The organism is Faecalibacter sp. (genome assembly GCF_057177045.1).
The window spans coordinates 994786-1007682 of sequence record NZ_CM169987.1; the positions used below are offsets into that span (position 1 = coordinate 994786).

A 12897-nucleotide genomic window follows, 5' to 3' on the forward strand; every position below is an offset into this window, starting at 1 on the left:
AAGTCTTTATTTTAGTGGGTTGGTTACTCATTTTATAGCATTTGGTACAACATAAGTACAACAATTGAAAAAGTTTGTTTTTAATCTTTGTTGAGCTTAGATTTTAAGCCATAAAAAACGAAACTTTAACATTTGATCTGGGCTTAAAAATGGGAAATTCGAGCATATAATCCGACTTTATTCATCTGAGCAGTACGATTCATCAACTGATATTCGGCTAATTTGGAACAATAATAGTCTCTTGATGCTTTTGCATATCCATTTTGAAGCAATAATTCATTCAAACATTCGCCTGATTCCAGGATAACATAACCTAATTGCCTATGATAAAAATCGTAGGCATTTTTTATTTCTGTGATTATGGTTATTCTTTCATCAACAGATAAAACGTTAGTCAGGTAATTTCTGGCTTCCCATCCCAACTCGATCAACAAACTTGCAGGAAGATGTGTTTTTTCTTCATCTATTTTTAATTTTTTATTCATTCGGATTTCTGGTGCATCTATTCCGTATAATCTGATTTCTTTTTCTTCTTTCGAAAAGGCGTGTTTCACAACCAAAGTATCTGCATCTTTGATTTCTAATACATTATAAAATGTTTCCACGTAATAAGGTTCTTTAGCACTGTATTTCATTGTATTGCAATTAGTTACATATTGTCTATACAAATTTAATCAACCAAATTTGTAATACGATTAATATCAATTGTTTAACTAAAAAATTTATTGTTATGGCAAGACAAAAAGGTTTGATGAAATACATCGGTACGATTGGAGATGTTCGTCATTTTAAAATTAAAGGACAACCAGGATTTTATGCAGGTTTAGTTGGTGGTCCTACTGCTCAGCAAGTAAAAACTGCGCCTGAGTTTGAACGTACTCGTGAAAATATGAATGAGTTTGGTGGTTGTGCTAAGGCAGGGAAATCACTTCGTACCGCTCTATCACAAGTAATGAGTAAAATGGCAGATAGCCAAGTGACAGGTCGATTAACTTCTGTAATGAAGAAAATCAATTTGGAAGATGGTACTGAAGCCAGAGGTTATCGTAAAGTTGAGATTTCTACTCAACGTCAATATTTAGTAGGCTTTGAGTTTGACAAAAGACTTTCTATTAATGGTGTTTTTAATGCGCCTTATGATGTGGAACATAATGTAGATAGAAACGAAGCAGATTTTGTAGTTGCTGCATTTAATCCTGCTGAATTGGTTTCTGCTCCTGCAGGATCTACACATTTCCGATTGATTAATGCATTGGCTGTATTAGCTGATTTCTCTTTCAATCCTACGACTGGAAATTATGAAGCTGATGATCCAATCAATAACGAATTGAATGTTGTTACATACTCGGATTATATTCCGTTAAATACTCCCTATGCCGGAGATACGATTTCGGCAGCTTTACCAGGTGCGCCAACTTTAGCAAATAACGTAACGGTTGTACAGTGTATTGGTATTGAGTTTTTCCAAGAAGTCAACGGAAACTATTATCCTTTCGCCTCTGGAAACTGCTTGAAAATCGAAGATGCTTTTTAAGCTGTTGGTTGGTTAAAGAGTCTTTTCGATTTGAAAAGACTCTTTTTTGTTTCATCTTAAATAATTGAATGATGCGTGTAAAAATTGTGCGTGTGGCTCAAGGAAAGCAAAGTACGTTGAGTCATTTATACATTGATGGAATCTTTCAATGCTATTTGTTAGAAGATAAGATTCGAGCCGATAAGATACCGAAGCAAACTGCAATTCCTACAGGTGATTATCAATTGATTGTCAATTCTTGGGGCGGTATGAATACCAAGTATAAAAATCTGATGGGGAAAGTTCACGAAGGTATGATTGAAATTGATAAGCTTCCGAATTTTGATTATGTGTACATCCATATTGGTAATACCTATTTACAAACTGCAGGATGTCCGTTGACTGGGTTTGGTTTTGAATTGATCAATAGTGATTATCAAGTTACGCATAGTCGTAAGGCGTATGATATGGTTTATCCTAAACTTTTGAAGATTGCCAAAAGCAAAGAAAATCATATTCGTATCGAGAATAATTTTCAATTCTAAAATCGTGAGCTATGGAAAATGAATTGGTTTTAAATGTCCTTTTCGGTTCAGTTTCAAGTTTATTATTGGCAGTGGTTGCTTACTTTATTAAGCAATTACATTCCGATTTTAAGAAAATGGAAAAGGATATTACAGAAGTAAAAACGATGGCTTTATTGATCAAAACCGAATTTAAAAACAGTTATGATTTACTCAGCCAACGTGTCGAATATTTAGAATCAAGAATTACAACTCTTGAAATGTTGAATCTTAAAAATAAACGTGATGAAAAAGGATAGTTTAAATTTAGTAGAACGTGTAACCAATGAAACTCCTAAATGGTTTAAAATCGTTCGTAATGTGGGATTAGCTTTAACTGCGATAAGCGGAACCATCTTAGCTGCTCCAGTTGTTTTACCTGCAACAATTGTTTCAGTAGCTGGATATTTGGCTTTAGGTGGTGCAATTGCAAGTGCTGTTGCTCAAACTGCTGTCAAGATAGATGAAGCAGATAATGATCCAAATAAAAAATAGTCTAAAAAGACCTTAACAGGACTTTCAGGACTTTTTGAAATCTCATCGTAATGGTGAGATTTTTTTATGCGTGATCACTGCACCCAATTATCTATAGAGGTGGAATATGTACGCTTTAACTCCGAATCGAAGTCGGAACGTTGTCGAAAAAGTGGAATCGGATTGAGGAAATCGAAGAAGCAAATATCCTTCCCTTCAAAATCATTTTGAAAAGAAAAAAAGAGAAAAAAAAGAAAGCCATACCATCAGGATTGGGCGTTTTAAAGGCAAGGTTTTCGAGCAAAATACTACCCGAATGGGTGGAGATTTTGTGAGAAACCCGAAGGGCTTGACCTTGACGTAAAACGACCATTAACTAACTTTGCTATCTTTTTTGTGAATTTTGGTGTGTCTATTTCGGATAAAACGCACTGGGGCAACTCGCGCAGGTGAAGAAAAGCAAATCAACTTCAAAATAAGGTGGCGAGGGAATGTAGCTGAACATCCGATAGGATGTTTTGCTACACCGAGCCAATTGGTGTGGGCTAATAAGCTATCAAGCAGCACAAAAGTGAGGGGTTACGGAACACGTTAGTGTGTAGTACCGAACGATGTGATGCGACTAGCGATTTAGCGCAATACACCAATGTACCTTACTAAAAAACTTTTGCTTTTTCTGAACCTGCAACCGCTTTCTTGGGTGGCGGGGGTGCGTGGCATTTAAACCCGAAGCTTCTCAAGCTTGATAGGGTCATTTAATATTTCGTAAGTCTTGAATATCTTCTTATTTTAATCTTCGATTTATATTACTACTAATAAACATTTCATTCTTTTCTTCAGAAATAATTTCAATAAATCGTTCATAATGCTTCAGTACATCAGAGATAAGCTCATTTTTAGTAAATAACTGAACATCATAACCTTCTCTATCGTCACCAAAATATGATTTAGGATAAAAAGTCCGGTTATTTTCTATATCTGGCAAATTATCTTCATTAAGCAAATAATCCGATATAATTTTTGAATCACTCATCACACCGTAAATAAAATTATTTACTACATCATATTTTATTTCAATTTCAGCCCTCTCAGGATTTTCATGAAAATTTATTTTCGCAACAATACCATTTTTAGCAAACTCTTTTTGCAAATCCGAAAATGCTTCATGTACAGTTGTATTAATGAAACCACTAACTGATTCCTTATCATTGAATGAAACAATTTGTTGTAATCTTTCTCGCCAAGAGGTTCCCGACCAAGGAATAGTAGATACTGAAAAATCACGTTCATAATAGCTTTTATCAATGGACAAAGCCTTAACAAGGCTTACAATAAATAATAACATAATAATGGAAAACGGTAAAGCTGTAATTAGTGTCATACTCTGTAAAGCAGCCAGTCCCCCAGCATTAAGTAATAATAATGCTAGTACAGAAAGTAAAAATCCCCATCCTACAGTTTGCCATTTAGGAGAATTCTTGGCATTTTTAGTAGCAATACTATTCATTACAAACATTCCAGAATCTGCGGAAGTGACAAAAAAAATGATGATAATGGCAATTGTAAAAAAACTAGCAATATTTGTTAATGGTAAATATTCTAGAAATCGAAACATCAGGGCATCAGGATTGCTTGCTAATTGACTCAACGCCCCGTTAGCTACATTAACATCAAACCATATCGCACTATTACCAAAAACAGACATCCATATAAAATTGAATAAAGTTGGTATAATCAAAACTGCTACAATAAACTCTCTTATCGTTCTTCCTTTTGAAATCTTAGCAATAAACAATCCTACATAAGGAGACCACGAAATCCACCATGCCCAATATAGTATTGTCCAATCATAAAACCATGGTTGCATTTCAGGTTCATAAACATGTGTGTTAAAAGTAAGGTTAAAAAAGTTACTGATATAATTTCCAATACCATCTGTAAAACTACCTATCAGATAGATGGTAGGGCCAAGAATCAAGACGAAAAGTAAAAGCATCGCAACACTAATAATATTGACGTTACTTAATATTCTTACACCTTTATCAACTCCGCTTACGGCAGAAATGATAGAAATCGAAACTAATACTACTACAATCAATACTTGATAAAGAAAGCTACTCGTTGGTAAAACGCCCAATATTTCCAAACCAGAATTGATTTGAACCACACCAAATCCCAAAGTAGTCGTAATACCGAAAAAAGTACTGCATAGTGCAAAAACATCAATCGCATTTCCCCATTTACCTTTGATTTTATCTTTTAGTAAAGGATAAAAACAACTTCGTAAAGAAAGTGGTAAACGGTAACGATAAGTAAAATAAGCTAAAGACAATCCAACAATACAATAAATTGCCCAAGCATGGATACCCCAATGAAAAAATGTATATAACTGCGCATCTTTGGCACGCTGTACTACTGAATTTCCAGCAAAAACTTCATTAGAGTAATGTTGCATCGGCTCAGCAACGCTGAAATACATCAGTCCAATCCCCATACCTGCAGCAAATAGCATTGAAATCCATGAAAAGAAAGAATAGTCTGGTTTACTATCGTTCCTTCCCAAACGTATATTACCATATTTACTAAAAATTAGATAGATCAAAAAAATCACAAAAATCGTAACCGACCAGATATAAACATAATTGAGATTAATGAAAATAAAATTCTTGACAGTATTTAGTAAGCTTTCAGTAAGTTTTGGATAAATTGCAGATAACAAGCATATTCCAATAATAAAAATTAAACTTGGAATGACTACGCCTTTACTTAATGTGGTTTTTATTTTGGTAATTTTTATCATATAGTTTAGAATTGTTTAATAATAATTTTTTCACGTGTCGTACTTCATCACTTCGTAGACCTTAAATATAATTATTTTAGTTTTGATTTTAGTACTTCATAAGGAGTTTTTCCTTTAAATGAACCATGTGGTCTATTGAAATTATAAAAGTTTTCCCATTATTCTATTTTTGATTTAGATTGACATCATCAGTATAGCTTCTCCTCTTAATCTCAAATGCCTAACGAGCATTTTTGTGTGTAACGAAAAGCCGTTCAAAAATGGGCTTGACTGTAAGGAAAGCTTATTTTAGGCTTGTTTTGCGTAAATGGTGTGCAACTCCCATTTTATTATATGTTCATTTTTGTCTTGACACAAAAACGAACCAAAAAAGTCAAGGCTACGATTCTCGACGGTCAATATTCATTTCGCTTCTCTAAAATGTTTAAATTTTAAACCGAAATCATCTCATGATTTCTCCTCTTAATCTCAAATCTTCGGTCAGTAAACATTTTTACGTTTCACTCAATGTATTGACACTCGTCTGCTAATCGAAATGCCATTTTATTTATCCTTGTTTTTTGGTGGGTTTAAATGATGGTTATTGTAAGGAGGTGAAGTTGCGCATTATTGGAGTAAATCGTTAGCGCAAAAATGATTGTGGCAATACTGCTACTTCATCAAAACCAAAATACGGCTTTTGAAAACGGAAGTTCGTGTTTAGAACGAAAGAAGCCTATTTGCAAAATCCTTAGACTATAGGGCAACAGCGAAAGTTATTGCGGTTAATGGCCTGGCGTATATACGCAGTACCTTTTTTTACCGATATTCAATGTTAATGCGATGCAGCCCGAAAAAGGTATTGCGTATATACGAATTATGCGCTGTTGGATGGGTTTTACTTCCGAAACGTTTGAGAGATATTGAATTGTTGTTTGTTGGATTCTGGATGGATTTTTTTGTGGTTGTTGGCAGATGTGGAAAATGTTGTGGTTGTTGGGTGATGGGTTTTGAGTTTTTAATTTTGGTGCAAAAAAAAGCCCCAACCTATTAAAAATTGGTTGGGGAGTTATAAAAATTAATTATTGTGTATCTTAATCTTCTCGAACTATTTCAATCATATCGGATAAATGATTTCTAGCAATTAATGATTCTAAAGTATTTGCAAAACGGTTTAATTCGCGTTTAAGAATATGTTGGTATTCAGCATTGTTTTCTTTATATTCTTCTGGTAAAAGCTCCTTAATTGCAAAATTAATCCCTGATATAGTTGTTGGAAAATCAATGATTTCTATTTTATTCTCACCTAATAATTTAGCATTCACGTTAAACGGTCGCATTCTACCAAAACAATCAATATCAAATTGCTTAACATCCAATTTTCTTTTTATTAGTTGAAATTGTGTCGTTATATTTTCACTAATATGATTTGGAATTAAAATTTTGAAACTAATATCTGTAAATGATTTCTCTTCTATTTGTATACTCCCTTTGTCTAAATAATGCTTACAAATTTGGTTTACAAAATTTTCAAAATATCCAGTTGCTAAGGTATTTGAAGGGAAGAAATTAATTGAATCACTTTTATCCAAAAGAAAATGATTTTTAATCTCGTCTACTTTTTCAAATAAATTTATATCAGTAAATTTTGATAAAAATATACCTGATAAATCATTCATTATATCAACCTCATTCTTTACCAAAAAACAACATTTTTTTATGCCCATTCTACCGATAAAAAGACCTAGTTCAAATAAAATATTATCGCGTGCTTGTAAAACCTCTTTATTTCTTTTTGTAACTTGATCATCTGGGGTACCAATTAAAATACCATAATCAAATTTTAAAGGAGCTTTTAGTAAATCATTTAAAAAGTTATTATTTAATTTAAAAGTGGATTTTTCCCATAAATTATCATCCCAAATTACCACATCAAATTCTGGCTCCAATAATCTTTTTACTTTAGTTGCGTAATGTAATTCTTCTGATGAACTTCCTATAAATATTCTTGGTTTCATTTTAGCTATAAATTTTAGTAGTTAAAATATTTCTTTCTAAATCTTTTCTAAGTTGATCGATTTCTAAAACAACTTGTCGTAATCTTGTCATTTTATCTTCTTTACCATAAAATATATATTCACTACCATCTACTGATTTTATAGAATTTCTGTAATTCACATCAGATATTATTAATGTAAATTCATCATAGATAACTTTCACTAACTCATAATAAATTTTATCTTGGTATTTATAAATAGGGATATTAAAACAAATTGCATTGATATCGAAGCTCGAAAGCTTGATTTCAACATCACTATCGGCTTTTATTGTTTTAATAAATCGAATCATTTTCTTTAATCTACCATTCACGCTACTATCTTTTTCATTAATAAAATCAATACTAATAAAAGGAGATTCAACTCGACCTAATTCGTGTTGATGGTAATCATAAATTTTAATCTTATTTTTTTTATTATTTGCTTCTTTAATTCCTTCAAATGTTTTGTGCCACGAAGCAAATACAATATCTACATCTCGATGAAAATTTTGATTTGTAATCTGAATACATTTAGCTTTTTCATTATTGAAAATTGTATAAACAGACTTTAACTTCTTTTCTGATTCAATTCTATTTGTTCTTAAATCTTGTAATGTATCACCTGAGTAAGAAGTAGCATTTAAATGAGATGATACCCTTTGCTTTTGCGTTTCGTTTAACTTGAAATAACTAATTGCTTCATCGTATTTTGGTTTTATATCATAATCGAAGAAATACGACTTATTAGATATCACTAATAAATCTATATCACTGTTACCTTTAATGTGTGTATTGGTCATAACAGATCCCTGATATTCATAATTTACCGATGATAATACATTTGATAAATGATTTTTAACAGCATCACCTGCTTGAAAACTTTTATCTGTGTATTCTTTACCAACGCCTTGCATTGATAGTTTAATGTACTGTAAAATTTTATTTCCAGCTACATTTAAATAATCTCGATTAAAATCTTCTCCAAACAATTTTGTGTACGGTAGATTTTCCGGATTTGACCTTGATATAACTCGGTCTACTAAAGAAGTATAATTCTTTGCCATAAAGTGTTAATTGGTTCATTAGTAATGACTTTCATTACTTTGCTCTAATTTACAATACCTCAAAGACAAACTATGTCGTTTGCAATTATTAAACATAAAAAAACACTCAAAATGAGTGTTTTATTTAAATAATTAGAATTTATATAATTGCTTGTTTGATTAAACTCATGATATATTCTAGATTGTTAGTATCGGAAATAGAGAGTTCATAATCACCATTCCCATAATGTCCTTTGCTTGAACAATCAATCACTATATTTTTAGGATCATCTAAAGTTCCTTTTTTCATATTAATCCAGAAAATTAAATTTTTCTGTTGAATACGAATGTCTACTACATTTTTCCCTTTTTTAAATGCTATATACATTTTCTTAGGTTCAATTTCAATATCAGTAGATAGTTTTAAAATTGCTTCTTTATAAGATTCGTATAATTCAATTATATCATCATTTTTTCCTTCTAAGTGTTCTTCTTCTGTATATACTTTAATTTCCTTAGCAATTTTAGAAATTTCCGAATCTTCATTTTGTTGTACTTGCTTAATACTTGGAGCCGACTTTGATTTTTTTATTGGATTTACAATAATTAAATCATTTTCAAACTGTTTAATTTCCCATAATTCTATAGACAAATCCTTAAAGTTTGAAGATTGCTTTTGAAATTCAGTAAATGAAGGTGATACAAAAATGATTCTAGTTTGTGACCAATCAACATCATTACGTTTTAAATTTTCGCTTTGAGTTTCATTATATTCAACAATAAAATCAGCTTTATATTCAAGCAGTAAATTTAAATACGAAACACCTTGATCAATGACAGAGTAATTTTGACTTCGCTTGTATTCAATTATTACAAAAGATTTACTTTCTTCATCAAATGCCAATGTATCAATACGGTTACTTTTTATAGTAAATTCAGATTTTATAAACTTTAATCCTGTTAATAAACCTAAGTTTGATTCAAATAATATTTGAATATCCTTTTCAAGTTTAAAATGCTTTTCGTTTAATCTTGAAAAATTTTCTTTAGAATTCTTATATATAAACATATTGATTACATAGGTTTTATAGATTCTTCAATAAACTGAATTTCTTCATTTGATAATTTATATTTTTCATACAATTGTAAGTCGATATTACTAAGATCTTTTGTCCAATCAATGTCAGAATTTTCTGTAAAGTCTTGAACAGGTATAAACTTATATGTTTTACTTGTTGCATCATGACTTGCTTTAGATAAGCTATGCAAAAATCTACTAAATTTAGTAGAAACATATTTACATAAATTTTCACTTGAAGTTAAATCTAAATTTAAATTTACTCCAAAAAACATATATGCTTCAGTACAAACAGATCCAGGCTCACCTATAAATGTATTAAGGTTATCATCTTGTAATTCTGTGCCAATATTATTTGCTCTCGGTGTAAATACTTTAAATTTATTTATCCAATCTGCATTTTTAGTAACTAAATCTGTTTTTATATAACCAATTTTTTTACCCTTACCATAACATTTTATATAATTTTCGTCTAATTTCGTATCTATAAATACATCAGTTTTCTTAATAATGTTACTTTCTATATTGAAAGGCTTTCTAGCAGATACAATACTTTCAAAAGATTCAAAATTTGAATCTGATTTTATTTTAGAAATTATTTCTAATGCTTCTTGATGACGAATATAGATGTCATTATCATCATTCTTTAACAAACGATAGTTTATTCTTGGTATATCTGATTTATATGTTGAAATTTTGATTAAATCAACTGTGTTATTATAGTTTTTATCCCATAAAAAGTAGCATATTCCACCTCTATTGTTAGTTTCTTTGAAAAGCATTTTTGGATCTAGAAAATCGTGCAATTCTGATATATGAATATCATTTAACATTTCATTTCTAAACTCATTTAAATTTTTCCCACCAGAAAACCATCTTGTAGGAATAATCATAGATATATATTGAGGATTTATACTTTTAGCAATATCTACAAACAAATTATAGATTGGTAAAGCACTTGCACCTGCGCCACCATCTTTCTCTTGATAAGGAGGATTACCAACAATAGCATCAAATTTCATTGCTGAATTATTTATTTTAATTTCATTATTGATTACAATATCATCTCTATTTAACAAATCGTATGATGAGTAATTTTTTTCTATTTTATTAATATCTAGCCCTAATAAAGTATAAACTTTACGTGTAAATTCATAAGCAATGTTAGATGTAGGGATAGAGTAAAAATTGTTTGCTACATCTTTACCAAATTTCTCAAATGCAGCATAAACAAATTCACCTTGTTTACTTGCTATATCTAATATTTTATAATCAGTTTTTACACTTGCTTCAGGAATTAATTCTAGTATTGATTTAGCTACATTTTTAGGTGTGACTACTTCTGAATCGGATAATCTACTAAATTTATTTAAAGCAATTGTTGCACGATCAAGTTCAGATAGACGATCATCATTGGCTAAAGAATTTATATTATGTATTTTATAATCTAATTCTTTAAGAATAAAAGGGTTAATATTATCATTCAATAAAGTAAGAATTTTAATATTTAATCCCAAATTATTTAATATTCTTGTATGTATGTTGTCAAAATAAATGAGACACTTCTTTCTAAAAATTAAGAGAGTGTTTGGTTTATAAATTTATTATTTTTTCTTGAAAATACAATTGTCTTCTTTTTGCGATTGTTTGTTGTTTAATAATTGCTCTTCGTTCTAGAATTCTATCTGCTCTACCAAAATATATATCGGCAGGTGTGAGATTGTTCAAAGCCTCATGACACCTGCAATTGTTATAATTTTCTACAAACTTATTCAAGGCTTCAATCAGCTCATCAGGATGGTAATAATGATCTAATTTTACTACATTTTTCATTGTCCTGTGATACCTTTCGATTTTCCCTTGGGTTTGCGGGTGTAGTGGTTTACCTCTAACATGCTCCATTTTTTGCGTATTTTTCAAGTAATCTTTTAATTCACTTGACACATAACAAGGGCCATTATCTGATAGTAATTTTGGTTTCTGTTTCGTCTTTAATTTCGCTTTTTCAATTGCTGTTTTTACAGTTCTTTTTACGTCTTCTGCCTTCATCGAACTGCATAATTCCCAATGAATAATATATCGACTGTAATCGTCTAAAATCGTGCTTAAATAATACCATCCCCATCCTATAATTTTAAAATAAGTAAAATCAGTCTGCCACATTTGATGAACAAAATTAGTTTTATCTTTAAATTCGTTTGCGGCTGAAATTAAAATATGATTGGGTGCTGGAATTAAATCTCTCTGCTTCAATATCCGATAAACACTCGATTCTGAGATATAAATCCCTAATTCATCGGTCATTTTAAAAGCCAGTTCTCTAGCAGATAATTCAGGATAATCCAACGCTAATTCTACAATTAAATCCTTCTGAGAATCAGGTATACTATTCCATTTTCGATGGGTTGAATAATTTTTTGATTCTAAACCTTCAAATCCATTTTCTAAATAATTTGAGTACCATTTATAGAAGGTACTCCGTGCAATTCCAAATTCCGCTAAAGTTCGTTTAACTCCAATTTCAGAACGAGTTACAATCTGTATAATTTCGTGTTTTTCACTTGCTGATAATCGCATATATTTCTTGAATTTTGTTTTTAATCCAACGAGTTCAAAGTTTTTTTTACGATATCATAACGTACAACCAAATCAGCTACAATCTCTTTTAAACGCTGGTTTTCTTTGCGTAATTCACTGACATCATCACTTGTAGCTTCTCGAGTAATGTCACCAGATAATCGCTTTTTACCAGCTTCTAGAAATTCTTTATTCCACTTATAATATTGAGATTGACTAATGCTATATTTTCTACAAAGTTCAGCTATGGAAGTTTCTGCTCGTAAAGCTTCCATGACAATTAAAATCTTTTGTTCCGCTGTAAATATTCGTCTTGTATTTTGACGAATATCTTTTACATATTTCTCTGGAGTGGATTTTTTGGATGTTGCCATAATTAAAGTTAATGCTTTTAAAAACACTACCTTAAATTTTAGGTCTTAGATGTCCACTTTTTGCTGACGATTTACATTTAGTTGAATACAATAATTCTTTAACATCAATATCTAAAATAGTTGCTATCGTAACTAAAGTTTCTAATGAAGGTTGAATTTCGTTAGTACACCATCTTGATATTGTGCTTTCGCTTTTGCCTAACTCATAAGATAACCACTTACTCGTTTTATCTTTTTCAGCTAATACAATTTTTAATCTGTTGATTTTCATTCTGTATTAATTAATACGCATATGATGCTAATTTATTGAATTAAATAAGTAGTTGAGTAGAAAATTGAAATTAATTTTAATCTTTTTTAATAGAAGTAAACGGTAGGATATTTGATGTTTAACTAATCGAATTTCTGGGGAAATTAATCTAAGTAAGCAAATTTCAGTAAAAAGAAATTTTTGTTTT

The 12897-nt window shown here is 30.6% G+C and carries 12 protein-coding genes; 4 read left to right on the top strand and 8 right to left on the bottom strand.

Annotated features, from left to right (window positions below; translation table 11 throughout):
* Positions 1–143: 143 nt before the first annotated feature.
* Positions 144–635, bottom strand: coding sequence for a thermonuclease family protein (locus AC1QSP_RS04585; protein WP_484079983.1), 492 nt, complete (start codon positions 633–635; stop codon positions 144–146).
* Positions 636–730: 95 nt separating this feature from the next.
* On the opposite strand from AC1QSP_RS04585, the gene AC1QSP_RS04590 reads away from it, so the two are divergent.
* The 4 genes from AC1QSP_RS04590 to AC1QSP_RS04605 all read left to right on the top strand — a co-directional run bounded on the left by AC1QSP_RS04590 (position 731) and on the right by AC1QSP_RS04605 (position 2571).
* Positions 731–1534: a hypothetical protein gene (locus AC1QSP_RS04590; RefSeq protein WP_484079984.1), complete on the top strand. Its 804-nt coding sequence runs from the start codon at positions 731–733 to the stop codon at positions 1532–1534.
* A 71-nt stretch (positions 1535–1605) separates the two neighbouring features.
* On the top strand, positions 1606–2058 hold the full coding sequence (locus AC1QSP_RS04595) for a DUF5675 family protein (protein WP_484079985.1): 453 nt from the start codon (positions 1606–1608) through the stop codon (positions 2056–2058).
* Positions 2059–2069: 11 nt separating this feature from the next.
* A complete protein-coding gene (locus tag AC1QSP_RS04600; protein ID WP_068599396.1) occupies positions 2070–2336 on the top strand; it encodes a hypothetical protein in 267 nt (88 codons plus the stop codon).
* The gene (locus AC1QSP_RS04605) at positions 2323–2571 is read left to right on the top strand and encodes a hypothetical protein (protein WP_484079986.1); all 249 of its coding nucleotides are present in this window, start codon (positions 2323–2325) and stop codon (positions 2569–2571) included. Before AC1QSP_RS04600 ends, AC1QSP_RS04605 begins: the two co-directional genes overlap by 14 nt.
* A gap of 763 nt (positions 2572–3334) precedes the next feature.
* Here AC1QSP_RS04605 and AC1QSP_RS04610 read toward each other — a convergent pair.
* The 7 genes from AC1QSP_RS04610 to AC1QSP_RS04640 all read right to left on the bottom strand — a co-directional run bounded on the left by AC1QSP_RS04610 (position 3335) and on the right by AC1QSP_RS04640 (position 12710).
* The gene (locus tag AC1QSP_RS04610) at positions 3335–5350 is read right to left on the bottom strand and encodes a BCCT family transporter (RefSeq protein WP_484079987.1); all 2016 of its coding nucleotides are present in this window, start codon (positions 5348–5350) and stop codon (positions 3335–3337) included.
* A 1073-nt stretch (positions 5351–6423) separates the two neighbouring features.
* A complete protein-coding gene (locus tag AC1QSP_RS04615) occupies positions 6424–7347 on the bottom strand; it encodes an STING domain-containing protein (protein WP_484079988.1) in 924 nt (307 codons plus the stop codon).
* A gap of 1 nt (position 7348) precedes the next feature.
* Positions 7349–8431 carry a nucleotidyltransferase-like protein gene (locus AC1QSP_RS04620; protein ID WP_484079989.1) on the bottom strand — a complete coding sequence of 361 codons (1083 nt, stop codon included), beginning with the start codon at positions 8429–8431 and terminating at the stop codon, positions 7349–7351.
* A gap of 139 nt (positions 8432–8570) precedes the next feature.
* Positions 8571–9479, bottom strand: coding sequence for a DUF5655 domain-containing protein (locus AC1QSP_RS04625; protein ID WP_484079990.1), 909 nt, complete (start codon positions 9477–9479; stop codon positions 8571–8573).
* A gap of 5 nt (positions 9480–9484) precedes the next feature.
* Complete coding sequence (locus tag AC1QSP_RS04630; RefSeq protein ID WP_484079991.1) at positions 9485–10975, bottom strand: Eco57I restriction-modification methylase domain-containing protein; 1491 nt, start codon at positions 10973–10975, stop codon at positions 9485–9487.
* 106 nt (positions 10976–11081) lie between these two features.
* Positions 11082–12439, bottom strand: a protein-coding gene (locus AC1QSP_RS04635; protein ID WP_484079992.1) for an IS3 family transposase whose coding sequence is annotated in 2 segments (ribosomal slippage) — positions 11082–12101 and positions 12104–12439 — 1356 coding nt in all. Because the reading frame shifts where the segments join, the coding sequence is not laid out codon by codon here.
* A gap of 31 nt (positions 12440–12470) precedes the next feature.
* A complete protein-coding gene (locus tag AC1QSP_RS04640) occupies positions 12471–12710 on the bottom strand; it encodes a helix-turn-helix transcriptional regulator (RefSeq protein WP_484079993.1) in 240 nt (79 codons plus the stop codon).
* Positions 12711–12897 lie beyond the last annotated feature (187 nt).